This window comes from Terrabacter sp. R4-6, assembly GCF_057529065.1.
Genome location: NZ_CP197224.1, coordinates 1351106 through 1375556, shown reverse-complemented (window position 1 = coordinate 1375556; position 24451 = coordinate 1351106). Strand labels below are relative to the sequence as shown.

Sequence of the window (24451 nt, the reverse complement as noted above, 5' to 3'; positions counted from 1 at the left end):
TTGCGCGTAGAAAGAAATACGTGGCCTTCCGGTCAGGCGGCGCTGGCGGGGGGGCTGGCACGAGGTGAGCCACGGGATCTGACGCGACCCGCCGCGCTCGCCCACGACGACGTCGAAGGAGATCGAGATGGCCCAGCAGGTTGCCGACGTGGTTCTCTCCCGCCTGCGGGATTGGGGCGTTCGTCAGGTGTTCGGCTTCCCCGGTGACGGCATCAACGGCCTGCTCGCCGCGTGGGGGCGCGCCGAGAACGACCCGCAGTTCGTCCAGGCGCGCCACGAGGAGATGGCAGCGTTCGAGGCGGTCGGCTACGCGAAGTTCTCCGGTGAGGTCGGTGTCTGTGTCGCCACCAGCGGCCCGGGCGCGATCCACCTGCTGAACGGGCTCTACGACGCCAAGCTCGACCACGTGCCGGTCGTGGCCATCGTCGGGCAGACCGCGCGCAGCGCGATGGGCGGCTCCTACCAGCAGGAGGTCGACCTCATCACCCTGTTCAAGGACGTCTGCTCCGACTACGTGCAGATGTGCACCGTGCCCGAGCAGCTGCCCAACCTCATCGACCGCGCCATCCGGACCGCCCGGTCGGCCAGTGCCCCGACGTGCATCATCTTCCCCGCCGACGTACTCGAACTCGAGTACACCCCGCCCGGGCACGCGTTCAAGATGGTGCCCTCGAGCATCGGCACCGCGCAGGCCACCGTGTGCCCCGACGACGACGCCGTGCGCCGCGCCTCCGACCTGCTCAACGCTGGGCAGAAGGTCGCCATGCTCGTGGGCCAGGGTGCGCGCGGCTGCGAAGCCGAGCTGACCGAGGTGGCCGACCTCCTCGGGGCAGGAGCGGCCAAGGCGCTGCTCGGCAAGGACGTACTGCCCGACACCCTGCCCTGGGTCACCGGCTCCATCGGCCTGCTCGGCACGACCGCGTCCTACGACCTGATGATGGACTGCGACACGCTGCTCACCGTCGGCTCCAACTTCCCCTACACCCAGTTCATGCCGCCCCTCGACCAGGCCCGAGCCGTCCAGATCGACCGCTCCGAGGCCTGGATCGGCATGCGCTACCCCTACGAGCTCAACCTCGTCGGCGACGCCGCGGCCACGCTGCGGGCCCTCATCCCGCTGCTGCACCGCAAGGAGGACCGCTCCTGGCGCGAGGAGATCGAGGGCAACGTCGTCGACTGGTGGCAGACCGTCGACACGTGGGCGATGAACGACGCGGAGCCGGTCAACCCCATGCGCATCTTCTCCGAGCTGTCCAGCAGGCTGCCGCCCGACGCCATGGTCGCCTCCGACTCGGGCAGCGCGGCGAACTGGTACGCCCGCAACCTGCGCTTCCACGGCGACATCCGCGGCTCGCTCTCGGGGACGCTGGCTACGATGGGCCCCGGCGTGCCCTACGTCATCGGCGCCAAGTGGGCGCACCCCGACCGCCCGGCCATCGCCCTCGTCGGGGACGGCGCGATGCAGATGAACGGCATGGCCGAGCTCATCACCGTCGCGCACTACTGGCAGCAGTGGGCCGACCCGCGGCTCGTCGTGGCGGTCCTGCACAACAACGACCTCAACCAGGTGACGTGGGAGATGCGCGCCATGGAGGGGTCACCGAAGTTCGTCGAGTCCCAGACGCTCCCCGACGTCGACTACGCCGGCTTCGCCCGCAGTCTCGGCCTGGTCGGGGTGAACATCGACGACCCGGACCAGCTCGGACCGGCCTGGGACGCGGCTCTGTCCGCCGACCGGCCGACGGTCCTCGACGTGCGCTGCGACCCCGACGTGCCACCCATCCCGCCGCACGCCACGATGGCGCAGGCCAAGGCCACCGCGGCCGCCGTGCTGCACGGCGACGAGGACCGCTGGGGCTTCATCAAGCAGGGCGTCAAGATGAAGGCCCAGCAGGTCGTCCCCGGCCTCAAGGGCGGTGAGTGATGGTGGCCGGCACCACCACCTGGCTCGAGCGCGCGTTGTCCGACGTGCGGACCGGGCGCTTCGAGCAGACGCTCGCGGGGCTGACCGCCGCGGGGGCCGGGATCACGACGGCCGAGATCTACCTCGCCCACGACGGCGCCAGCTTCGGCAACAAGCTGATGTGGTGGCCGGTCGCGATCCTCCCGGCGGCGGTTCCGGCCGGGGTGGCGGGCGTCTTCTCCAAGCGTGCCGCGCACACCGTGCTGCCCGTCGCGTCGGCGCTCATCGTCGCCAACGGCCTGCAGGGCACCTGGCTGCACTGGCGCGGCGTCAAGCAGCGCCCCGGTGGCGTCACCCGCTACAACCTCGAGGCCGGTCCTCCGCTCTTCGCCCCGCTGCTGGCCACCGTCGTCGGTGGCATGGGCCTGCTGGCGGCCGTGCTGCGACGGGAGGACGAGACCCCGCGCCGTCGTGGCAGGGTCCGCGCCGCCCGTGCCGCCCGCGCTCACGGGCGGGGGAGGCGTGGCTGATGCCCTACCGTCCGCCGCACCGACGCGGCACCACACCGCAGCACCGCGGCCGCTTCGCCGGCTTCGACGTGCTCGACTCGGTCGACGACTGGGACGACGTGACGGCCGGGGTGGTCCTCGGCCGCCTCGCGCACCCGTCCGACCTCGCGTTCTTCACGCCGCACGAGGTCTCCGTCGCCGCACCGCTGCTCGACCTCCTCCTCGCCCAGGACGGCGAGCCACGCGTGCCGGTGCTCGAGCTGCTCGACGCCCGCTTGGCCGTGGGGGAGACCGACGGCTGGCACCACGACGACCTGCCCGAGGACGGCGACGCGTGGCGGCACACGCTCGCCTGGCTCGACGAGGACGCGCGGGCCGAGTTCGAGGGGAGCGGCGTCGCCGACCTCGACACGGGCCGGCAGGCCGCACTCGTCCAGGCGGTTCAGGAGCACTCGTCCGCCGGGGAGAGCTGGCACGGGGTGTCGGCAGAGCACGTCTGGAGCCTCTGGACGAGGTATGCGTGCACGGCCTTCTACTCCCACCCCTGGGCCTGGAACGAGATCGGCTTCCCGGGCCCCGCCTACCCGCGTGGCTACGTCAACTTCGTGGTGGGCGGCCGCGAGCACTGGGAGGTGGCCGACGCCGTCGAGCGGCGCCCCACACCCTTCGCCGGGCGCGTCGAGGCGGCCCGTCAGCGGCACAGCGCCCTCGTCGAGGCCCCCGCGTCCCAAGGAGGCGAGCAGTGACCGGGCTGCCCAACCCCCTCCGGGTTCCGCGAGCGGAGCGGGAGCTTCGCGCTCGCAACGACTCCGCGTGGCTCCTCCCCACCGACGGCAGCCGCACGAACCACCGACTGCGCGACGACATGCGCCGCTTCGACGACGACGACGAGGTCGACCTCGTCGTCGTGGGTGCCGGCGCCGGCGGCAGCGTGCTGACCCAGCGCCTCACCCGCGCCGGCTGGCGGGTCGTGTGCCTCGACGCCGGACCGTTCTGGGACCCGGACGCCGACTGGGTCTCCGACGAGCGCGGCTCGCACACCCTCTACTGGACCGACCCTCGCCAGATCGGCGGCAGCGACCCGGTGCCGATGGGCTCCAACAACTCGGGTCGTGGCGTCGGCGGGTCGATGGTGCACTACGCCGGCTACACCCCGCGCTTCCACCCCAGCGACTTCTCGGTTCTGACCGACGACGGCGTCGGCGCGGACTGGCCCATCTCCTATGCCGACCTGCGCCCCTACTACGAGCAGATCGAGCAGGAGCTGCCCGTGGCCGGCCAGGACTGGCCTTGGGGCGACCCGCACGGCTACCCCCACTCGCCGCACCCGGTCAGCGGCAACGGGTCGATCTTCCAGCGCGGCGCGCTTGCCGCAGGGATAGGCACCCGCGTCGGTCCGGTCGGCATCGCCAACGGCCGTTTCGGCCACCGCCTGCACTGCATCTACCGTGGCTTCTGCCTGCAGGGCTGCAAGGTCAACGCCAAGGCCAGCCCGCTCATCACGCACGTTCCCGACGCCCTCGCCCACGGCGCCGAGTTCCGCTCGGACAGCATGGTCACGCGCGTCGTCGTCGACGACGAGACGGGCCGCGCGACGGGCGTCACCTACCTGCGCCGAGGACGCGAGCACTTCCAGAGGGCCCGCGCGGTCGCCGTCGCGGGCTACTCCATCGAGACCCCGCGCCTGCTCCTGCTCTCGGCCACCCGGAGGTATGCCGCTGGGCTGGGCAACGACGCCGACCAGCTGGGACGCTACCTCATGGTCCAAGGCGCCCCGCAGACCTCCGGTCGTTTCGAGGAGGAGATCCGCGCCTACAAGGCCCCGCCGCCGGAGGTCTCCTCGGAGCAGTTCTACGAGACCGACCCGACCAAGCCGTACCGGCGCGGCTGGTCCATCCAGAACGTCAGCCCGCTGCCCATCACCTGGGCCGAGCACGTCGTGGCGCAGGGCCACTGGGGCGCGCCACTGCGGGAGTACCTCAGGGACTTTGTGCACTGGGCCACCATCGGCGCCCTCTGCGAGTTCCTCCCGCAACCCGACAACCGGGTCACCCTGGCCGACGAGAAGGACCGGCACGGCCTGCCCGTCGCGCACTTCTCCTACTCCCAGTGCGACAACGACCGGCGGCTGACCAAGGCGGCGACGGAGTCGATGGAGACGATCCTGCGGGCCGCGGGTGCCAGCGAGGTCATGACGATCGACCGCTACGCCCACCTCGTCGGGGGCGCCCGGATGGCGGCGCGCCCCGAGGACGGCGTCGTGGACGCCGACCACCGCGTCTTCGGGATGCCCAACCTCTACGTCGTCGACGGCAGCGTGATGCCGACGCAGGGCTCGGCCAACCCGGCCCTGACCATCATGGCGCTGGCTGCCCGCGTCGCGGACCGCCTTGCTGACCAAGCGCGTCGGGGTCTCACCGAGCACCAGGAGGTGCGTTCGTGACAGCGGAAGCCCGGCACACGGCATACGCGAGGGACGACAGTGCGATCACGGGCATCCGGGCCGCGGTCTACCGGTTCCCGACGCCGCAGCCGGAGGCCGACGGCACGTTCGAGTGGCACGCGACGACGGCCGTCACGGTGATGCTCGAGGCGGACGGCTGCACCGGGCTCGGCTGGACCTACTCCAGCCGGGCTGCGGCGGCGGTCGTCGACGACGAGCTGCTGCCGCACGTCTTGGGCCGCAGCGCCCTCGACGTGACCGACGGCTGGTCGGCCATGCGCCGTGCCGTGCGCAACCTCGGCAGTGGCGGGCTCGCCATGCAGGCCGTCAGCGCGGTCGACGTGGCGTGGTGGGACCTCAAGGCGCGCCTGCTCGGGGTCCCCGTCGGTGATCTGCTCGGGCGCTGTCGCGATGCCGTACCGATCTACGGCTCAGGCGGATTCACGACGCTCGACGACGTCGCGCTCGGCGAGCAGGTGGAGGAGTGGGCGCAGGCCGGCTGCACGTCGATGAAGATCAAGATCGGTGAGAGCTGGGGGCGCGAGCCGGGCCGGGACCTCCGGCGCACCCGCCAGCTACGGCGTCTCGCCCCCGAGGGCACGCAGCTCATGGTCGACGCCAACGGCGGCTACACCGCGGGTGAGGCCGTCCGCGTCGGTGACCGGCTCGACGACCTCGGAGTCGTGTGGTTCGAGGAGCCGGTCTCGAGCGACGACACCGCGGGACTCGCCGCCGTGCGAGAGGCCCTCGCGTGCGACGTCGCCGCGGGGGAGTACGCCGCGACCCCCGACGACGTCACAGCACTGCTGCCCGTGGTGGACTGCCTGCAGCTCGACGCGACCCGCTGCGGCGGCTACACCGGCTGGCTGCGCGCGGCCTCGGTCGCCGAGGCGACGCACCTCGAGGTGTCGGCCCACTGCGCGCCATCGCTGCACGCCGCCGTCGCTGCAGCAGCGCCCAACCTGCGGCACGTCGAGTGGTTCGTCGACCACGCGCGCCTGGAGCCGCAGCTGCTCGACGGTGTGCCCGAGGTGCACCACGGAGCGCTCCACCCGGCGGGCGACGGGGTGGGGCACGGCATGACGCTGAGCGGAGAGGCACCGCAGTGGCGAGTCGCCTGAAGCTGCCGGCGGGACTGCCGCTGCACGTCCTCCGGGAGTATGCCGTCCTCGCCGACGGCGAGCGCGCCGCACTCGTCGGGCCACGCGGCGAGATCGCCTGGCTGTGCGCGCCGCAGTGGCACGACGACCCGGTCTTCGGTGCGCTCGTCGGAGGGCACGGCACCTACGCGGTCACGCCGCTCGACGAGCGCTACGTGTGGGGTGGCTACTACGAGCCGGGCAGTCTGGTCTGGCGGGGGCGCTGGACCGCGGACGACCGCGTCATGGAGTGCCGCCAGGCGCTCGCCTTCCCCGGCGACAAGGACCACCTCGTCCTGCTGCACCGGATGGAGGCGTTGACGGGTGATGCCCACTTCGCTGCCGTGCTCTCGCTCGCGGCCGGCTTCGGCGCCGACCCCATGGCCGACGTGCACCGCTCCGGAGGGGTGTGGACCGCCCGCGCAGGCCACCACGTCGCGCGGTGGAGCGGCGCCGGCGAGGCGCACTGGCGGCACTCCGACGGCCGCCTCGAGCTGGCGATCGAGCTGCGCGAGGGCGAGACCCACGACCTCGTCCTCGAGATCAGCCGCGACCACCTTCCCGACCGTCCGCCGGACCCCGACGTCACGTGGTCGGCCACCCTCAGCTCGTGGGCCGACGCGGTGCCGGACTTCGGGCAGACCATCGCGCCCACCGACGCCAAGCAGTCGTATGCCGTCCTGCGCGGCCTGACGAGCGCCAGCGGTGGCATGGTGGCGGCCGCCACGATGTCGCTGCCGGAGCACGGCGGCCGCAGCCGGAACTACGACTACCGCTACGCTTGGATCCGAGACCAGTGCTACGCCGGCCAGGCGGTCGCCACGTGCGGCCCACACCCGCTTCTCGGTTCCGCGGCCACCTTCATGTCCGGCGCCCTGCTCGAGCACGGCAACGACCTGCGGCCGGCGTACACCGTCGACGGCGGCCTGGTGCCCGACGAGCGGCAGCTGGACCTGCCCGGCTACCCCGGCGGCAAGGACGTCGTCGGCAACTGGGTCAACCAGCAGTTCCAGCTCGACACGCTGGGCGAGTCGCTGCTCCTCTTCGCCGCCGCCGAGCGCCACGACATGCTCGACCTCGACGGCTGGCGGGCCGTGGAGACCTGCATCGACGTCATGCGCAAGCGCTGGAAGAAGCCGGACGCCGGCATCTGGGAACTGGACGACCGCCGCTGGGCGCATTCGCGGCTCATCTGCGCTGCGGGCCTGCGGGCGATCGCCGCCGTCGCGCCGACCGCGCAGGCGGCGGAGTGGGCCGGCTTCGCCGACACCATCGTCGCCGACGCGACCTCCGACTGCCTCCACCCCTCGGGACGCTGGCAGCAGAGCCCGCAGGACGAGCGGGTCGACGCCTCCCTGCTGCTCGCTGCCGTGCGCGGTGCGGTACCGCCGGAGGACCCACGCAGCGTCGCCACGCTGGAGGCGGTCCGCGAGGAGCTGAGCGAGGAGGGCTACCTCTACCGGTTCCGGCACGACGAGCGTCCCCTCGCCGAGGCCGAGGGGGTCTTCCTGCTCTGCGGCTTCCACATGGCGCTCGCCACCCACCAGCAGTGGCACCATGCCGAGGCGCTGCGCTGGTTCGAGCGCGGACGGGCGGCGTGTACGACGCCGGGCCTGTTCACCGAGGAGTTCGACGTCCGCCAGCGCCAGCTTCGCGGCAACCTCCCGCAGGCCTTCGTCCACGCCGGGCTGCTCGAGGCGAGCGCGCGACTCGCCGACGGACCCGGCACCCACCTGCACACCTGATCCCAGGCGGTCCCACAGACGGTCCCGCCGACCCGAGTCCGCCCGACGAGAGGAAACCCATGAACGACGCACGCAACCACCGCAACCAGGTCGTCGCAGTGACCGGTGCCAGCGGCGGCATCGGCCGCGCCACCGCCGTTGCCTTCGGTGCGCGCGGTGCCAAGGTGGCGCTGCTGGCCCGCGGCTCCGCGGGGCTGGAGGCGGCCGCCGACGAGGTGCGCGCGGCCGGGGGCAACCCGCTGGTCGTCGAGGTCGATGTGGCGGACGCCGATGCCGTGACCGCCGCCGTCGACACCGTCGAGCGTGAGCTCGGACCGGTCGACGTCTGGGTCAACGTGGCCTTCGCCTCGGTCTTCGCACCGTTCGACGAGATCGACCCCGCGGAGTACCGGCGGGTCACAGAGGTCTCCTACCTCGGCTACGTCTACGCGACGATGGCGATCCTGCCGCGGATGAAGCGGCGCGGCCACGGCACCATCGTGCAGGTCGGCTCCGCGCTGGCCTACCGGGGCATCCCGCTGCAGACCGCGTACTGCGGGGCCAAGCACGCCATCCAGGGCTTCCACGAGTCGCTGCGCTGTGAGCTGCTCCACGACAAAAGTCCGGTGCGCGTCACCATGGTGCAGATGCCTGCCGTCAACACCCCTCAGTTCCAGTGGGTGCGGTCACGGCTTCCCCGCAAGCCGCAGCCCGTGCCGCCCATCTACGAGCCCCACGTGGCAGCGAGTGCCGTGGTCCATGCGGCCGACCACCCGCAGCGGCGCGAGTACTGGGTGGGGGGCAGCACCGTCGGCACCCTCGTCGCCAACGCCGTGGCCCCAGGACTGCTCGACCGCTACCTCGGCCGGACCGGTTTCGACTCCCAGCAGACCCACCAGCCGACGGACCCGGACCGGCCCGACAACCTCCAACGGCCCGCCGACGAGCACCACGACTACGGCACGCGTGGGCCCTTCGACGCCAGGTCGACCGACCGGTCACCGCAGCTCTGGGCCTCCCAGCACCACGGGCTCCTCGGTGTGGTCGGCGGGATCGCCGTGGCCGCGGTGGCCGCGGCCGTGACGACGCGGCGCTCGCGGTGAGGGGAGCGAACGCGGCTCGCGTCGCGCTGGAGCTCGGTAGGGCGGCATACGGGATCAGCGGCCTGGCCGCTCCGGCACGACTGGCGAGTCACGAGCTCCAGGGCGTCCCGGACTGCGCCACAGTGCGCGTCGCCCGGGTGCTCGGGGCCCGACACCTGGCACAGGCCGTGGCCGTGGTCGTCGCGGGCGCGCCGGCGGCGCACCGCGCGGGCGCCGCAGTCGACGGACTCCATGCGGTGGGCATGGTGCCCTGGGCTGCGGCGACCCGCCGCGACCGCCGCTACTACGTCACGAGCGCCGTGCTGGCCGCCTCCCTCGCCGCGCTCGAGTGGCAGGCGGTCGTCGACACACGGGGCGGGTCAACCGGTGTAGCCCTCAACGGTGATACGCCGCTTCCCTCAGCGAGTTCCGTTCGAGGAGGCCCCACAGTTTTCGCGCCGTTCGTGAGTACAGGAACAGCACTCGGCCGACGCCGAACTCGTGGAGCCCGCCGGCGCGGTGGCGGTCAACCGCCTGCGCGCCGTGCTCCACCAGTCCGGCAAGCTGGGCTTGGTGGAACATCGCAACCACTTCTCGGAGCGCCCGCTGCTCGGACTTCGTCGACACAGTTCGAGGCTAGTACCGCTCGGACCCCAGCTCGGTCCCGCCGCGCTGGCAGAGCGTCGCTCATCGATCGTCAGCCACCGCTTCAGACACGACGGCGAGATGCCGAAGTCCTGCGCGACCTGGGCGACCGAGGCATCCGACTCCTTGAAGACCCGGATCACGTCCTCACGGAACTCGTTAGGGAACGCCTTGGGCATGGTGCACATCCTTCCAGCACCGACACACATCGACGCAGATCAGATGTCACCGCCGGAGTACACGATGCCTTGGCGCAGCAGCAGCTTCGACAGGCGGTGCGCCGATACGAGGTGCCCGCATCAGGTCCCCGCGGCAGTCCTCCCTGGCCCGGACCAGGTCTCTGGCCGCCTCCGTCGCTGGTGTGGGCACCGTCACCGCGGCAACCTCATCCAGGCGCAGCAGACGGGCCAGGTGGACCGCGTCCCGCGCGTCGGTCTTGATCCGATCCCCAGATGGTCGTTGCAGCACGAGTACTACGCGTGGCGGGCCCGAGTCAGCCGACAGCTCATCGAGGATGGCGACTTCACCTGGGTAGGAGTCGAGGGGGACTGGCCGGACTGTTGGCTCGTGAACCAGTGGGTGCGCGGCCAGACGGATCGAGAGCTGGACGCCGCGCAGGTCCTGGTGGAGTTCGAGCGGTGGCCGACCTGGATGTGGGCAAACCGCGAAGTGGCCGACTTCCCGGACTGGCTCAGGGCCCACAACGACCGGCTCGAGCCGGCGGCACGCGTCGGGTTCTACGGGCTCGACGTGTACTCCCTCTGGGGGAGCCTGCGTGAGGTGATCCGCTGGGTCGAGGTCGAGGCTCCCGAGTCGATGGACGCAGCGATGCGGGCGTGGCAGTGCTTCATCCCGTGCCGCGAGGACCCGCACCGTTACGCCTTCCGCACCCGACTCGTGCCTCGGACGTGCGAGGCCGACGTCGTCGCGCTGCTCGTCGCGCTGCGGCAAGGAGCCCTTCGACACGGGGGCGACTCCGCGGCCTTCGATGCGGTCCAGAACGCCGAGGTGGTCGCGGGTGCCGCGGAGTACTACCGGGCGATGGTCCGCGGGGACCGTAGCTCGTGGAACGTGCGGGACCGGCACATGGCCGACACGGTCGACCGGCTCAGCAGGCACCTCGGTCCCGCCTCGCAGGGACTCATCTGGGAGCACAACACCCATGTCGGCGACGCACGCGCGACGGACATGGCCAGTGAGGGAATGGTCAATCTCGGTCAGCTGCTGCGGGAGCGCCACCACGACGAGGGCGTCGCTCTCGTCGGCTTCGCGGGTCATCGCGGCCACGTGCTGACAGGCGCGGGATGGGGCGAGCCCGAGGCGGTCATGAACGTTCCGCCGGCCAGGGCCGGGTCACACGAGGACCTGCTGCACCTGGCCTTGGGTGAGCCGTCCGTCCTGGTGTTCGGCGAGGACCGGTCCAGCCCGTGGCTTTCCGGCTGGGCCGGCCACCGGGCCATCGGCGTCGTCTACGAACCCAGCCGTGAGGGCGGCAACTACGTCCCGACCCGGATGGGCAGACGCTGGGACGCCTTGCTGTGGTTCGAGGACACCCGAGCCATCACTCCGTTGCGCCACGAGCCGCGACCGGTGGAACCTGAGTACGAGACCGAGCCGAGCGGGTATTAGCAGCCGGAACCCGGCTGCGAGAGACCGTGACGGTCCGTCTCGGCGCCCTCAGACCACACGAAGGCGTTGTCGACCCTCGTCACGCGGGCACGGACCATGCGGCGTGGCAGGCCTGGTTCACCTCGGCGAACGAACGAACGGTGCCGGTGAGGACGATCTCGGTGCCGTCCGTCTCGACGTGGATGGTGTCCGCGTCGGCGAGGCCGTCCATGGCCAAGGCCTCCCGCAGGCGCTCCTTCGCCTCGAACCCGCTCGGCGATGGGATGCGCTTCCGGCCAGGAACCCGGGGTGAGGACTCGTGCCTGACCGCGCGCGGCCGTGGGCCCTCGTCGCTCTCGTGAGACTGCTTCATGCTCCCATGCTCACGACCGTCACCGACGTCAACCAGAGTCGAAGGTCCCTCGGACGGTAGGTGCGCCACGGCGCGTGCCGCCCGGCTGACGTGCCGCTGCTCGCGTGGCCACGACGCCCGATGGGCTCGGTGACGTCGCGCCACGCGGTGGAGTTCGCTCCCTCTACTGTGCGCTCGACGGCCGCTATGCCCTTGTCGGCTCAGGCTGGAACGAGGTGACCAGAAGGTGCAGGCTGAGGAGCAGGACCCAGAGCGGGAAGAGCAGGACGGCCCAGACCGTCCGCGGGGGTGCGAGGAGCAGGACCAGCGCGACGACGAACCCCACGGCCACCAGCCACCGCGGCACGATGCCGGTGCGCCGTCCGAGGTTCGTGACGACCATGGTGAAGACCGCTGCCATGCGGATGCCGAACGTCGTCAGGAGTGCGGTGCTCACCGCCCCCACCTGCCGGACGTACTCCGGCGAGACGCTGTCCGGCCCGTCGTACAGGGCGAGCAGGGCCCCGACGTCTGCAGAGGCGGCGAACAGCATGGCGACGAAGAGCAGCCCGGACCCGAGGAAGGCTGTCGAGAACAGCTTGTCCTCACGGTGCCCGAGACGGGATCGGATCACCCCGATGAACCAGAGAAAGGCGATGCCGGCGTAGGGGGTCAGCTGCATCGCGAGCGCGACCCTGCCTCGTCGCTCCGCATCGGTGATCCACGTCGACCGGCTGCCGGTGCCCGGGAGCGCCAGGTACATGAGGATGACGACCGCCCCCAGGAGCACGGCGAATACGATCCCGGCGACGGCCGCCGCCCGCGGCGTCCGGATCTCCTCGAGCACACGCCCCCGGGGTCCGAGGTCGGCAGGTGACTCGGCCCGACCACGCTCGTCCTCATGCATGCTCATGCTCCAGCCGTGGGCCCGTGCGGCTCATGATCGACATCACTCGAGCGTGACACTGAGCGGGAAGATGCGGATCATCCGAAGGGGGTGAGCCGACCGCGGACGGTGGCGCACTCACGGGCTGCGCTGCGATCCGCCGAGCCACGCACGCCACGACTCTGGACAGGGCCGAGCGTCCGGTGCCACGGTGAGCTGCGCAGGCCGCCGGGACCGGCGGCCTGCTGCGCGGGCTCGCGCGGAGTCCGGGATCCGACCAAGGGAGACACACGTCGTGAGCGACAGCGTGTTCGTGCTTCACACCGGCGGGACCATCGGGATGGTCGACACCCCGGACGGCTACGCGCCCGTGGCGGGTGCGCTCGCTCCCTACGTCGAGTGGATCGTGGAGAACTCGAGGGGCGAGCTGCCGCCGATCGTCTTCGAGGAGCTCGACCCTCCCATCGACTCCGCCAACGCGACGCCCGACGACTGGTGCGCCATCGCTCGAGTCCTCCACGAGCGCCGCCGTCAGCACCGCGGGTTCGTCGTCCTGCACGGGACGGACACGATGGCCTACACGGCGTCCGCGCTCTCGTTCCTCCTCCCGTCGTTCGGCAAGCCCGTCATCGTCACCGGCTCCCAGATCCCCATCGCGCGCACCCGGAGCGACGGGCGGCAGAACCTCATCGGGGCGCTCCAGGTCGCGGCGCGGCCCGACGTCCCCGAGACGACGCTGCTCTTCGGGGAGGTGCTGCTCAGGGGGAACCGGTCGACCAAGGTCGACGCCTCGGGCCTCGACGCCTTCGACTCGCCGCGCTTCCCGCCGCTCGCCGCCATCGGCATCGACATCGACGTCCGGGACTCCCTGGTGCGCCCCGCCGACGGAGAACCGGAGCTCAGGGCCGGTCTGCTGGGGGAGGTCGCGGCCGTGCGGCTCTTTCCGGGATTCTCGGCCTCCATCCTCGCGAACCTCTGCCGACCGCCGTTGCAGGGCCTCGTCGTCGAGGCCTACGGGGCCGGCAACGGGCCGTCGAGGGACCGGGAGTTCATGGCTGTCGTCGAGGCCGCCACGGCCCAGGACATCGTCGTGGTCGTCGTCACCCAGTGCGTCCGCGGGTCGGTGCAGCCAGGGGCGTATGCCACGGGGTCGGCCCTGATGCGCGCCGGGGCCGTGCCGGGCTACGACATGACGTGCGAGGCGGCCCTCACCAAGCTCGCCGTCCTGCTCGGCCAGGGCCTCGACACCGCTGTCGTGGCCGAGCTGATGCAACGCGACGTCGCCGGTGAGCTGACGAGGAAGGACGACGTCGGGGCTCAGACGTAGGCGGGGAAACCCGGCGGCCGGCGGGCGCGTCCTGTCCGCCCGGTCGGGCCCACGGTCATCGCTCTACGGACGGTTCCGAGGCCGCGCCGGCCCGCGGCGTGGGAGACGCCTCGCCGTCCACCTCGTGGTCCCCCTCCGCCGGGCCGGGCGTCCTGGGTCGGCGCAGGCCGACCGGCCACCAGATCCGGTCGCCGAGGTCGTAGGAGACGGCCGGGACGAGCAGGCTGCGCACGACGAGCGTGTCGAGCAGGACGCCGAAGGCGACGATGAAGGCGATCTGCACGAGGAAGAGGATCGGGAGCACCGCGAGCGCCGAGAAGGTCGACGCGAGCACGATCCCGGCACTCGTGATGACCCCGCCCGTCACAGCGAGCCCCACGAGGATGCCGGGTCGGGTGCCCCGGCTCTTGGACTCCTCGCGGACGCGCGTCATGAGGAAGATCGAGTAGTCGATCCCGAGGGCGACGAGGAAGACGAAGCCGTAGAGCGGTGTCGACGGGTCGGAGCCCGGGAAGTCGAACACGTGGTTGAACGCGATGGCGGAGACGCCCATCGTCGCGGCGAAGGACAGGACGTTCGCGGCGACGAGGACGAGCGGGGCCACGATCGAGCGCAGCAGCAGCATGAGCACGATGAAGATGACGCCGAGGATCGTCGGGATGATGACCTTGAGGTCGCGCTCGCTGGCGAGGCGGACGTCGAGGTTCGTCGCCGTGGTCCCACCGACGAGGACGTCGGCGCCCACTTGGTCGAGGGAGGACCGGAGCGTCTCGATGGTGTCCTCCGCCTCCACGCTGTCGGCGGCGGCGTCGAGCGTGGCCTGCACGACGACCTTGCCGTCGACGACCTTGGGCGGCTGGCCGGGGACGAGGCCCACCTGCGGGCTGCTCACGCCGTCCGTCGACTCGAGCACCTGGACCACGGCGTCGGCCTTGGCCTCCGGGGCCGCGATCTGCACCGGTGAGCCCGACCCCGCGGGGAAGTGGCGCGCCAGCACCTCCTGCCCGGTGACGGAGTCGACCTGGGTGAGGAAGAGGTCGGACTGGGCGATGCCGCGGGCGTTGAGCGTCGGCAGGAACGCCGCGCAGGTCGCGAGGGCGAGGAACGTGACCACCCACACGCGCCTCGGGTGGAGTCCGACGAGGCCCGCCACGCGTCCCCAGATGCCCCGGGTGCCGACGGCGTCCGCCCCGTGCACGTGGTCGACGCGGGGCACCTGCGGCCAGAAGATTCGCCGGCCGATGAGGAGCAGCACGGCGGGCAGGAAGGTCAGCGACGCGACGAAGGCGCCGACGATGCCCAGCGCCCCGACGGGCCCGAGGCCCTTGGTGCTGCCGAGGTCCGAGAGGCGCAGGCACAGCAGGCCGAGCACGACGGTGGCGGCGCTCGCCGCGATCGGCTCGAGGGAGGCCCGCCACGCGATCTTCATCGCCGTCCACGTCGACTCCTCGTCGTGCAGCTCCTCCTTGAAGCGCGCGACGAGGAGCAGGGCGTAGTCGGTGGCGGCGCCGACGACGAGGATCGAGAGGATGCCCTGGCTCTGGCCGCTCAGGCTGATCGAGCCGTTCTTGGCGAGCGGGAAGACGACGAGGGCCGCCAGGGAGAGGCCGAACATCGCCGTGATGAGCACGGCGAAGGGCAGGATCGGGCTGCGGTAGACGATGAGCAGGATGACGAAGACGACGCCGAGCGCGACGAGCAGCAGGATGCCGTCGATGCCGCTGAAGGCGATGATGAAGTCGGCGAAGAAGCCGCCGGCCCCCGTGACGTGCACCGTCAGGCCGGACGCGCCCAACGTCGACGCCGCGGACTCCCGCAGGGCCTGCGCGACGGCATACAACGCGGTGTCACCGGCGACGGTGACCTCCGCCTGGTCGGCGAGGAAGGCCACGGGGATGAGCACGGCCTGCTTGTCCTGGCTGGGGATGGCGGCGGTCGGCGGCGCCTGGAGGAACTCGCCCACCGTGCGACCCTCGGCGAGCGTGAGCCCGGGGATGGCGTCGACGTAGCGCTGGACGGCCGCGAGGTCGGCAGGGGTCAGGCCGCCCGTGCGCTCGACGACGACGAGGTAGGGCAGCGTCTGGGTGTCGGTCGTGCGACCCACGAGCTTGCTCACCGACGTCGACTCCGCCGACGGGGGGAGGAAGTTCGCGTTGTCGTTGGTCGCGACCTCGGAGAGCCGCCCCACGAGGGGCCCGCCGACACCTCCGATCGCGAGCCAGGCCAGCACGGCGAGGGCGGCGACCCACCGTACGGCGGCGCGACCCTTCGGCCTGCTCGACCCGCGCCTGCCCCCGGATGCGTCGCTCATGGACTCATCATGGGGCAGGCGCGCGTCTCAACGTTGGACAGTCGGCAAAGCCGGGTCAGGCCGGGACGTCGGCGCCCGTCGGGTCCGTGTCGGTCTTCGAGGTGGCCGTCTCGAAGAACGGTGCGGCCAAAGCTGCGATCGCGCCGCCGACGAGCGGCGCCACGATGAACATCCACACATGGGCGAGCGGCTCGCCGCCGTAGAGCAGGGCCGGGCCGATCGACCGTGCCGGGTTGACCGAGGTGCCGTCGAGCGGGATGCCGACGATGTGGATCACGGTGAGCACGAGGCCGATCGCGAGCCCGGCGAAGCCCGGGGCCGCGGCCCGGCTGGTCACGAGGAGGACGACGAAGACGAGCAGGAAGGTGAGGACCACCTCGAGCACGAAGGTGCCACCCGCCGTGATCGTCGTGCCCCGGTTGTTGGTCCCGAGGGCGCCGGTCTCGTCCTTGACGCCGCCGAAGCTCGAGACCATGAGCTTGAGCAGGGCCGCGCCGAGGATGGCACCGACGAGCTGGGCGATCCAGTAGCAGATCGCCTCGGTCGTCGTGATGCCCTTGCGCATGAGGACACCGAGGGTCACGGCCGGGTTGACGTGGCAGCCCGAGACGGCGCCGACGGCGTAGGCGAGGGCGAGCAGGACGAAGCCGAAGGCGAGGGCGACGGCGAGCCTGCTCATCGTCTCGAGGCCGACGACGGCGGCGCCGACGGCGAAGAAGACGAGGATGAACGTCCCGACGCCCTCGGCCACGGCTTTGCGCGTGAGGTCGGGAGTCGGGCCGGCAACGGTGCTGGAGTCGGGCATGAGAGTCCTTCCGTGGCAGGGCGAGCGGGCCCCACCCCCCAAGGCGCTCATGCTCAGAGCAGGGGTGAGGTGGTCTCGCGCACCGTCATCTGTGCGTCGTTTCGCTGTGCGGCCGTGCGGCGACCCGACATCATGGGCGGCGTGAACCGATACCTGCTGGTGGCCCGGTCGACGCTGACGGGCCTGCGGGTCAGGCGCCGCGCGGCGTCCTCACCACGGCTGCGCCCGCTGGACCTGTCCCCGTTCGAGGACGCCCTCCGTGGCTTCGACGGGGACCGTGCCGAACGCGTGGGCGCGCTCGTCCACGACGCGTCGATCGTCCAGCTCGGCCGGCTCATGGACTCCGGGCGGCTGTCGTCCACCGACCTGACCCTTCTGTGCCTCAGTCGGATTCGCGCGCAGGACGAGACGCTCCGCTCGCTCGTGGAGCTCAACCCGCACGCGCTCGTCGAGGCCGCATCGGCCGACGAGCAGCGCCGGTCGGGTGCGGTGACGTCCTCCCTGTGCGGCATACCCCTGACCCTCAAGGACAACGTCGAGACCGCGCCGCCCCTGCACACGACGGCGGGCTCCGCGCTGCTCGCCGACCACCAGGCCGACCACGACGCACCTCTCGTGGTGCGGCTCCGCGACGCGGGCGCCGTCATCCTCGGCAAGGCCAACCTGTCCGAGCTCGCGGGCGCGCTCTCGTCGAAGGCAGGCTTCAGCGCTGTGGGTGGACAGTCCGTGAATCCCTTTGGGGCGCAGTTCTCCCCGGCTGGTTCGAGCAGCGGGTCGGCGATCGGGGTCGCGGCCGGACTCTGCGTCGCCAGCATCGGCACGGAGACGTCCGGCTCGCTCGTCGCCCCGGCTGCGTTCAGCGGGGTCGTGGCGATGAAGCCGAGCCGCGGTGTCGTCGCGACCGACGGCATCGTGCCCCTCGTGCACACCCAGGACTCGGCCGGCCCCGTCGCCCGCTCGGTCGCCGACGCCGCGGCCGTGCTCGAGGTCATCGCGAAGCACCCGGTGCCCACCGACCTCTCCGACGACGCGCTCGAAGGAGTGCGCGTCGGTGTCCTCAGGGCCGACGTCCTCTCCCAGACGTCACCCTTCGAGGACACCTCGGAGAACGCCACCGTGCTCGCGCGCGTCGTCGAGGGCCTGACCCGCGCCGGGGCGAGCGCAGCCGACGTCCTGCTCGGCCTGCGCGCCGACTCGCTCGACGAGTACGAGAAGGGCTTCGTGGAGGTCGTGCTCGGCGGCCTGCGCCACGAGACGCTGCCCTACCTCGCGGCTGCCACGGCAGCCGCCACGGCAGCCACGTCGGCGGCGGACGGCGACCGGCCACGCGTCACGACGGCAGCCGACCTCGCTGCCTGGAACCTCGCCGACCCCCGACGGCGTATGCCGTCCGGCCAGGCCTTCCTCGACCTCGCCGTCCTCCGGGGCGGGGACGCCGACGCGCACGCCGAGGCCGCGCGCGCCTACCGCGACCGGGCCGCCGCCATCCTCGCCGAGACCTTCGACGGCACGCGTACGGAGATGCTCGTGAGCCTGTCGAACCGGCACTCCGCGGTCTACGCCACGGCGGGCTTCCCAGCGGTGACCGTGCCCGCCGGGATGCGAAGCAACAGGATGCCTGTCGGCGCCACCTTCATCGGCCGCATCGGAGAGGACGGACGGCTGCTGGCGATGGCCTATGCCTTCGAGCGCGTCACCCGCCTGCGCCGTGCGCCCATCGGAGCCGGCCGCCGCTAGACCGGCACGGCGACCCGGGGTGCCGGGTGCCGGGCTCCCGATTTCGATGGTGCGCCGCGGGTTCGGGGAGGACACTCGTGTGGGGGACCACAGGGACTCACAGCGCGATGGGGGACTCGCATGAGCGGGTTCGAAGAGGCGGGCGGCGTGCCGGTCGAGGACGCCCAGGAGCTCGCCGACCGGCTGGCGACGACGCAGGAGCAGCTGCGGGCGACGAGCGACATCCTCAAGGTGCTCACCGCCTCGACGACCGGTGGCGCGGCCAGTCGTGACGAGGTCTTCGACGCGGTCGTCGACAGCGCCCGGAGGCTCCTCGGCGCGCAGGTGGCGCAGATCTACCTCGTGCAGGGCGACTCCTACGTGCTCGCGCGGTCGAGCGGGCTGACGCCGGAGTTCGTCGACTTCGTCTCGCAGCACCCGATCACCCGCGACCGGGCGACGCTGGTCGGACGGGTCACCATCGACCGGAGGGTGCACCAGATCGAGGACGTCCTCGCGGACCCCGACTACCGCCGCACCGACTTCCAGCGGGTCGGCGGCTACCGGACGATGATGGGCGCGCCGATGGTGGTCGGTGACCAGGTCGTCGGGGCCCTCAACGTCTGGCGCACGAAGGTCGCGCCCTTCGACCGGTCCGCCGAGGAGCTCCTGTCGACGTTCGCCGAGCAGGCGGCGCTCGCGCTCCGGCACGTCGAGCTCTTCTCCGCGCTCGAGAGCCGGTCGGCCGAGCTCGCCCGCAAGGTCGACCAGCTCGAGGCCCTCGCCGAGGTGGGGGAGGCGATCAGCTCGACGCTCGTCGCGGACGAGGTGCTGACGACGATCGTCAGCCACGCCGTCGAGCTGTCGGACACCGACGGCGGGTCGCTCATGGAGTTCGACGAGGCGACCGGGCTCTTCCGGGTGCGTACGGCCTACGGCACGAGCGAGGACGTCATCGGCGCGCTGAGGAGCGCGGAGATCCACATCGACCGCACGTGGGTGGGCCGGGCCGCGCGCAGCCGCGAGGTGCTCCAGATCCCCGACCTCGACGCGGAGCCCGAGCCCCTCGACCCGCACCTCGCCGTGCTCCGCGGGTCGGGCTGGCGCTCGCTCGTGGCCATCCCGCTCGTGCGCCCCGACCGGGTCGTCGGCGCGCTCGTCGTGCGACGCAAGTCGACCGGGGCGTTCAGCGAGGAGACGTGCGAGCTGCTCGCGGCCTTCGCGAGCCAGTCGGCCGTCGCGCTGACCAACGCCCGCCTCTACCAGCAGCTCGAGCGGCAGAGCGTCGCCCTCGCGGAGGCCAGCCGCCACAAGTCGGAGTTCCTCGCGAGCATGTCGCACGAGCTGCGGACACCGCTCAACGCCGTCATCGGCTTCTCCGAGGTGCTCCTCGAGCGGATGTTCGGTGACCTCAACGAGCGGCAGGAGGACTACCTCGAGGACATCCACTCCGCCGGCCGCCACCTGCTCGCCCTCCTCGGCGACATCCTCGACCTGTCGAAGATCGAGGCCGGGCGCATGGAGCTCGACCTCACGACCTTCCCCATCGACGACATCCTCGTCCAGGCACTCTCGCTCGTGCGCGAGCGCGCCGCGCTGCACGGCATACGCCTGACGCTGGAGGCGGCCGACGGGCTCGGCCTCGTCACGGCCGACGAGCTGCGGCTCAAGCAGGTGCTGCTCAACCTGCTGAGCAACGCCGTGAAGTTCACGCCGGACGGCGGCAGCATCGTCGTCCGGGCCTGGCGCGACGGCGAAGACGTCGACGTCACCGTCACCGACACGGGCATCGGGATCGCGCCCGAGGACCAGGAGCGCATCTTCGACTCGTTCCAGCAGGGCGAGCGGTCGGCGTCGTCGAGCGAGGGCACGGGCCTCGGGCTCACCCTGAGCCGCCGCATCGTCGAACTGCACGGCGGGCGGCTCTGGCTCACGAGCACCCCTGGTGAGGGGAGCACCTTCGGGATCTCGGTCCCGCAGCCCGACGCCGACCGCTCGGCCGGCGGCGACGTGTGGATGCTCGACGAGGGCCCCGCCGACGGCCCGACCGTCGTCGTCATCGAGGACGACCCCCGCTCGGCCGAGCTCGTCGAGCTGCACCTGCGCGCGGCCGGGCTCCGGGCCGTCGGTGCGTCGACGGGCGAGCAGGGACTCGACCTCGTGCGGGCCCAGGACCCGGTGGCGGTCGTCCTCGACATCCACCTGCCGGGGATGGACGGCTGGGAGGTCCTCACCGAGCTCAAGAGCGACCCGGCCACGGCCGACGTGCCCGTGGTCGTCGTCAGCGTCGAGCCGGAGCGCGGTCGCGGCTTCGCCCTCGGGGCCACGGAGTACCTCGTGAAGCCCGTGAGCGGCGAGCACCTCCTGGCGGCCGTGACCCGGCTCCTGCCACCGCCACGCGCGGACGAGCAGAGCCCCCGGCTGCGCGTCGTCGTCGTCGACGACGACCCCCTCGCGCTCAAGCTCGTGCGCAGCACCCTCGAGCCGCTCGGCTGGGAGGTGCACACGTGCGCCGGCGGCCAGCAGGCGGCGGACCTCGTGCGGGCGGTCGAACCGTCCGTCGTCGTCATCGACCTGCTCATGCCCCACGTGGACGGCTTCGCCGTCATCGACGAGCTGCGGCCGCACCGCGACTCCGACGGGCCGCCCATCGTCGTGCTGACCGCGAAGTCGCTGACGCCACAGGACCGCTCGCGGCTCGAGGGGCGCATCGCGTTCGTCGCGGAGAAGGCCGGCATCGACCTCCCGGGGCTCGCGCGGCGTCTCGCGACGGTCGCGGCCGAGCACGTGCGGGAGGGGGAGGGTCCGTGAACGAACTGCCGGTCGTGCTCATCGTCGAGGACAACCCGCGCAACCTCAAGCTGGCGCGGGACGTGCTGGAGTATGCCGGCTTCTGCGTCGTCGTGGCCACCAGCGGTGAGGAGGCGGTCGAGCAGGCGAGGACGAGCCTGCCGGACGTCATCCTCATGGACCTTCAGCTGCCCGGCATCGACGGCTTCGCCGCGCTCGAGCTGATCCGTGACCACGAACCGACGGCGCACATCCCGGTCGTCGCCCTGACGGCGTTCGCGATGCACCGCGACCGCGAGCGGGCCCTCGTCTCGGGGTTCGCGGGCTACCTCGAGAAGCCGATCAGCGTCCGTGAGTTCCCGGCGCAGGTGCGCCGCCACCTGCCCCGACGCGAGGCTCGGGACCCGTGACCTCGGTCCACGACGACGCGATGGTCCTGCCGCTCACGGGCGTGCGGGTCCTCGTCGTCGACGACCTCGAGCAGAACCGCAAGCTCATGCACGCCGTCCTCGAGCCCCGGGGCTTCGTCGTGCGCTCGGAGTCGTCGGGGCCCGCTGCGCTCCGGGCGCTCGCCGAGTGCGAGGTCGACGTCGTCCTGCTCGACGTGCTCATGCCCGTCATGGACGGCTACGAGACGTGTGCGCGCATCAAGGCGGACCCCCGCACCGCGATGCTCCCGGTCGTCATGGTCACGGCGAGCGGGACCCAGCAGCGGCTTCGGGCCCTCGAGGTCGGCGCCGACGACTTCATCACCAAGCCGTTCGACCAGGCCGAGCTCATGGCGCGGGTGCGGTCGCTGGCGCGGGTCAAGCGCCTGCACGACACGGTGCTCGAGCAGACCGTCGCGCTCGAGCGCTGGAACGCCGAGCTCGAGTCGCGGGTCGCCGAGCAGGTGGACGACCTCGACCGGCTGGGCCGGCTGCGCCGGTTCCTGTCGCCGCAGATCGCGGGACTCATCGTTGAGTCCGGCGACGAGTCCTTCCTCGAGAGCCACCGCCGCGACATCACGACCGTCTTCACCGACCTCCGGGGCTTCACCGCCTTCGCCGAGACCGCCGAGCCCGAGGAGACGATGTCGGTGCTGCGCGAGTACCACGGCGTGCTCGGAGAGCTCGTCTTCGCCTACGAGGGCACGCTGGAGCACTTCGCCGGCGACGGGCTCATGGTGTTCTTCAACGACCCCCCGCCCTGCCCCGACGCCCCCGAGCGGGCCGTGCGGATGGCGCTCGACATGCGCGACCGCGTCGACGACCTCGCCTCCGGGTGGTCGCGGCAGGGGCACCACCTCGGCTTCGGGGTCGGCATCGCGCAGGGCTACGCGACGCTGGGTCGCGTCGGCTTCGAGGGTCGCTGGGACTACGCGGCCATCGGCACGGTCACCAACGTCGCGGCCCGCCTCTGCGCGGCCGCCGCTGCCCGGCAGATCCTCATCAGCCCCCGCGTGCGCGCCGGGCTCGACGAGCGCTTCGAGACGCGCTCGCTCGGGCCGGTGGAGCTGCGCGGCATCTCGCGGCCCCTCGAGGTCCACGAGGTCATCGGCACCGTCGACCAGGAGGACGTCCCATGAACCCGCCGACACAGGTCCCCGCCGTCCCCGCCCCGATGTCCGCGGCCGGCCTCGCCGGCCTCGACGAGAAGGCGCGGGGTCGCCTGTTCGACGACCTCCAGCAGCACCTTCCCGAGGTCTATCGCCTGTGGGGGCAGAACGACCCGCGGGAGTCGGTGGTGGTCGTGCCCTCGATGAGCGCCGACGGGCTCGCGCCGTCGGCCGGGGCGATGAACCAGGCGCTGGAGGAGCGGCTCCTGTTCCTCCTGCTGCTCCTGCGTCAGCCGCGTCTGCGGATGGTCTACGTCAGCTCGATGCCGATCAGCGAGAAGATCATCGAGTACTACCTGTCGCTGCTGCCCGGCGTGATCCCGAGTCACGCCCGTGCCCGACTCCAGCTCGTGTCCGTGGGCGACTCGTCGCCGAGGCCGCTCATCGACAAGCTCCTGGACCGCCCGCGCGTCGTCGCGCGCATCGCATCACTCGTGCCCGACGCCGCCCGCTCGCACCTCATCCCCTACACGAGCACGACCCGTGAGCGTGACCTCTCCCTGCTGCTCGGCATCCCGATGTATGCCGCAGACCCGCGCCTCTACCCGCTCGGTACCAAGACCGGCTGCCGCAGGGTCTTCGCCGAGGCAGGCGTCGAGCATCCCTTCGGTGCCGAGGACCTTCACTCGGTCGACGACGTCGTCGATGCCGTGCTCGAGCTGCACGCGTCGCGGCCCGACGCGCAGTGGGCGATGGTCAAGCTGAACGAAGGCGTGTCGGGCTCGGGGAACGCCCTCGTCGACCTTGCGGGCCTGCCTGTGGGACAGAAAGACCCGGATGACGGTGGTGGTGCAGCGACACTCCGCGCTGCCGTCACTGAGCGGGTCGGGGCGATGCAGCTCGAGGACTCGAGGATCGAGATCGAGGCCTACCTGCGCCGGCTCGCCGAGCGCGGCGGCATCGTCGAGGAACGTGTCGTCGGTGACGAGGTGCGCAGCCCCAGCGTGCAGCTGAGGGTCACCCCCCTCGGGGAGCTCGAGATCCTGTCGACGCACGACCAGGTCCTCGGCGGGCCCACGGGGCAGATGTACCTCGGCGCGCGCTTCCCGGCCGACCCCGCGTACGCGCTGGCGATCACGCGGGAGGCGGAGGCGGTCGGTCGCGTCCTGGCCGAGAAGGGTGTCATGGGTCGCTTCGCCCTCGACTTCGTCGTCGTGCGCCACGGTGACCGGTGGGAGGCTCACGCCATCGAGATCAACCTGCGCAAGGGCGGCACGACGCACCCGTTCCTCACCCTGCAGTTCCTGACGGACGGTTCGTACGTCCACGAGGAGGGCTGCTTCCGCACCCCGTCCGGGGCAGAGCGCCACCTCGTGGCGACCGACCACCTCGAGGACGAGTCGCTCCGAGGGCTACGCGTCGACGACCTCTTCGACCTCGTGGCGTGCGCCGGCCTGCACTTCGACCAGTCTCGACAGGTGGGTGTCGTCTTCCACATGATCAGCTCGATCACCGAGTGCGGCCGCGTCGGCCTGACCGCCATCGGGGACACGCCAGACTCCGCCCAGGATGTGTTCGACCGGGCGGAGTCGGCGTTGCTCGCCGAGGCGCGTGCGTCGCTGGCGCCGCTCCCCGTGCCCCTGCGGGGGCGCCTCGGCGAGGGTCTGCGGTGAG

The 24451-nt window shown here is 71.9% G+C and carries 19 protein-coding genes and 2 pseudogenes; 14 read left to right on the top strand and 7 right to left on the bottom strand.

What is annotated here, in order from left to right; translation table 11 throughout:
- The first annotated feature begins 127 nt into the window (after window positions 1–127).
- From ACSSS0_RS06490 to ACSSS0_RS06460, 7 genes are read left to right on the top strand one after another with little or no spacing between them, the layout of a single operon-like run.
- On the top strand, window positions 128–1924 hold the full coding sequence (locus ACSSS0_RS06490) for a thiamine pyrophosphate-requiring protein (RefSeq protein WP_487230474.1): 1797 nt from the start codon (window positions 128–130) through the stop codon (window positions 1922–1924).
- Window positions 1924–2433 carry a hypothetical protein gene (locus ACSSS0_RS06485; protein WP_487230473.1) on the top strand — a complete coding sequence of 170 codons (510 nt, stop codon included), beginning with the start codon at window positions 1924–1926 and terminating at the stop codon, window positions 2431–2433. Before ACSSS0_RS06490 ends, ACSSS0_RS06485 begins: the two co-directional genes overlap by 1 nt.
- Entirely contained in the window at window positions 2433–3158 is a 726-nt protein-coding gene (locus ACSSS0_RS06480; RefSeq protein ID WP_487230472.1) for a gluconate 2-dehydrogenase subunit 3 family protein, read from the top strand. The genes ACSSS0_RS06485 and ACSSS0_RS06480 overlap by 1 nt, the downstream gene beginning before the upstream one ends.
- Window positions 3155–4855 (top strand): GMC family oxidoreductase, encoded by a 1701-nt coding sequence (locus tag ACSSS0_RS06475; protein WP_487230471.1) that lies wholly within the window; start codon window positions 3155–3157, stop codon window positions 4853–4855. The genes ACSSS0_RS06480 and ACSSS0_RS06475 overlap by 4 nt, the downstream gene beginning before the upstream one ends.
- Complete coding sequence (locus ACSSS0_RS06470; RefSeq protein ID WP_487230470.1) at window positions 4852–5976, top strand: enolase C-terminal domain-like protein; 1125 nt, start codon at window positions 4852–4854, stop codon at window positions 5974–5976. The genes ACSSS0_RS06475 and ACSSS0_RS06470 overlap by 4 nt, the downstream gene beginning before the upstream one ends.
- Window positions 5961–7739 (top strand): glycoside hydrolase family 15 protein, encoded by a 1779-nt coding sequence (locus ACSSS0_RS06465; RefSeq protein WP_487230469.1) that lies wholly within the window; start codon window positions 5961–5963, stop codon window positions 7737–7739. The genes ACSSS0_RS06470 and ACSSS0_RS06465 overlap by 16 nt, the downstream gene beginning before the upstream one ends.
- 59 nt (window positions 7740–7798) lie before the next feature.
- Window positions 7799–8821 carry an SDR family oxidoreductase gene (locus ACSSS0_RS06460; RefSeq protein ID WP_487230468.1) on the top strand — a complete coding sequence of 341 codons (1023 nt, stop codon included), beginning with the start codon at window positions 7799–7801 and terminating at the stop codon, window positions 8819–8821.
- Window positions 8822–9196: 375 nt separating this feature from the next.
- On the opposite strand, the gene ACSSS0_RS06455 is transcribed toward ACSSS0_RS06460, so the two are convergent.
- From ACSSS0_RS06455 to ACSSS0_RS06445, 3 genes and pseudogenes are all read right to left on the bottom strand, one after another.
- On the bottom strand, window positions 9197–9427 hold the full coding sequence (locus tag ACSSS0_RS06455) for a hypothetical protein (protein ID WP_487231234.1): 231 nt from the start codon (window positions 9425–9427) through the stop codon (window positions 9197–9199).
- Between the two features lie 68 nt (window positions 9428–9495).
- Window positions 9496–9624 (bottom strand): annotated as a pseudogene (locus ACSSS0_RS06450) (transposase); the annotation flags it as partial.
- Between the two features lie 48 nt (window positions 9625–9672).
- A pseudogene (locus tag ACSSS0_RS06445) lies at window positions 9673–9910 on the bottom strand (IS110 family transposase); the annotation flags it as partial.
- Between ACSSS0_RS06445 and ACSSS0_RS06440 the strand changes: the two are divergent.
- Complete coding sequence (locus tag ACSSS0_RS06440; RefSeq protein WP_487230467.1) at window positions 9857–11074, top strand: erythromycin esterase family protein; 1218 nt, start codon at window positions 9857–9859, stop codon at window positions 11072–11074. The pseudogene ACSSS0_RS06445 and the gene ACSSS0_RS06440 overlap by 54 nt on opposite strands.
- A 79-nt stretch (window positions 11075–11153) precedes the next feature.
- Here the strand turns inward: ACSSS0_RS06440 and ACSSS0_RS06435 are convergent, their stop codons facing one another.
- Together ACSSS0_RS06435 and ACSSS0_RS06430 are read right to left on the bottom strand one after the other, a co-directional pair.
- A complete protein-coding gene (locus ACSSS0_RS06435; RefSeq protein WP_487230466.1) occupies window positions 11154–11426 on the bottom strand; it encodes a BON domain-containing protein in 273 nt (90 codons plus the stop codon).
- 184 nt (window positions 11427–11610) lie between these two features.
- Window positions 11611–12318: a hypothetical protein gene (locus ACSSS0_RS06430; protein WP_487230465.1), complete on the bottom strand. Its 708-nt coding sequence runs from the start codon at window positions 12316–12318 to the stop codon at window positions 11611–11613.
- 268 nt (window positions 12319–12586) lie between these two features.
- Between ACSSS0_RS06430 and ACSSS0_RS06425 the strand changes: the two genes are divergently transcribed.
- Complete coding sequence (locus ACSSS0_RS06425; protein WP_487230464.1) at window positions 12587–13618, top strand: type I asparaginase; 1032 nt, start codon at window positions 12587–12589, stop codon at window positions 13616–13618.
- Window positions 13619–13673: 55 nt separating this feature from the next.
- On the opposite strand, the gene ACSSS0_RS06420 is transcribed toward ACSSS0_RS06425, so the two are convergent.
- Window positions 13674–15929 (bottom strand): MMPL family transporter, encoded by a 2256-nt coding sequence (locus ACSSS0_RS06420; protein WP_487230463.1) that lies wholly within the window; start codon window positions 15927–15929, stop codon window positions 13674–13676.
- A 55-nt stretch (window positions 15930–15984) separates the two neighbouring features.
- On the bottom strand, window positions 15985–16734 hold the full coding sequence (locus ACSSS0_RS06415; protein WP_487230462.1) for an MIP/aquaporin family protein: 750 nt from the start codon (window positions 16732–16734) through the stop codon (window positions 15985–15987).
- A 141-nt stretch (window positions 16735–16875) separates the two neighbouring features.
- Between ACSSS0_RS06415 and ACSSS0_RS06410 the strand changes: the two genes are divergently transcribed.
- From ACSSS0_RS06410 to ACSSS0_RS06390, 5 genes are all read left to right on the top strand, one after another.
- Window positions 16876–18471: an amidase family protein gene (locus ACSSS0_RS06410; RefSeq protein ID WP_487230461.1), complete on the top strand. Its 1596-nt coding sequence runs from the start codon at window positions 16876–16878 to the stop codon at window positions 18469–18471.
- Window positions 18472–18591: 120 nt separating this feature from the next.
- Entirely contained in the window at window positions 18592–21261 is a 2670-nt protein-coding gene (locus tag ACSSS0_RS06405; RefSeq protein ID WP_487230460.1) for a GAF domain-containing protein, read from the top strand.
- Complete coding sequence (locus tag ACSSS0_RS06400; protein WP_435984793.1) at window positions 21258–21650, top strand: response regulator; 393 nt, start codon at window positions 21258–21260, stop codon at window positions 21648–21650. Before ACSSS0_RS06405 ends, ACSSS0_RS06400 begins: the two co-directional genes overlap by 4 nt.
- The gene (locus ACSSS0_RS06395; RefSeq protein ID WP_487230459.1) at window positions 21647–22807 is read left to right on the top strand and encodes an adenylate/guanylate cyclase domain-containing protein; all 1161 of its coding nucleotides are present in this window, start codon (window positions 21647–21649) and stop codon (window positions 22805–22807) included. Before ACSSS0_RS06400 ends, ACSSS0_RS06395 begins: the two co-directional genes overlap by 4 nt.
- Window positions 22804–24450, top strand: coding sequence for a peptide ligase PGM1-related protein (locus tag ACSSS0_RS06390; RefSeq protein WP_487230458.1), 1647 nt, complete (start codon window positions 22804–22806; stop codon window positions 24448–24450). Before ACSSS0_RS06395 ends, ACSSS0_RS06390 begins: the two co-directional genes overlap by 4 nt.
- Window position 24451: the final 1 nt, after the last annotated feature.

What these genes read in the sequence shown, in the direction of transcription:
- ACSSS0_RS06390 (WP_487230458.1), top strand. Translation starts at nt 22,804, where the DNA reads ATGAACCCGCCGACACAGGTCCCCGCCGTCCCCGCCCCGATGTCCGCG.
- ACSSS0_RS06490 (WP_487230474.1), top strand. Translation starts at nt 128, where the DNA reads ATGGCCCAGCAGGTTGCCGACGTGGTTCTCTCCCGCCTGCGGGATTGG.
- ACSSS0_RS06420 (WP_487230463.1), bottom strand. Translation starts at nt 15,929, where the DNA reads ATGAGCGACGCATCCGGGGGCAGGCGCGGGTCGAGCAGGCCGAAGGGT.
- ACSSS0_RS06435 (WP_487230466.1), bottom strand. Translation starts at nt 11,426, where the DNA reads ATGAAGCAGTCTCACGAGAGCGACGAGGGCCCACGGCCGCGCGCGGTC.
- ACSSS0_RS06415 (WP_487230462.1), bottom strand. Translation starts at nt 16,734, where the DNA reads ATGCCCGACTCCAGCACCGTTGCCGGCCCGACTCCCGACCTCACGCGC.
- ACSSS0_RS06460 (WP_487230468.1), top strand. Translation starts at nt 7,799, where the DNA reads ATGAACGACGCACGCAACCACCGCAACCAGGTCGTCGCAGTGACCGGT.
- ACSSS0_RS06485 (WP_487230473.1), top strand. Translation starts at nt 1,924, where the DNA reads ATGGTGGCCGGCACCACCACCTGGCTCGAGCGCGCGTTGTCCGACGTG.
- ACSSS0_RS06430 (WP_487230465.1), bottom strand. Translation starts at nt 12,318, where the DNA reads ATGAGCATGCATGAGGACGAGCGTGGTCGGGCCGAGTCACCTGCCGAC.
- ACSSS0_RS06405 (WP_487230460.1), top strand. Translation starts at nt 18,592, where the DNA reads ATGAGCGGGTTCGAAGAGGCGGGCGGCGTGCCGGTCGAGGACGCCCAG.
- ACSSS0_RS06480 (WP_487230472.1), top strand. Translation starts at nt 2,433, where the DNA reads ATGCCCTACCGTCCGCCGCACCGACGCGGCACCACACCGCAGCACCGC.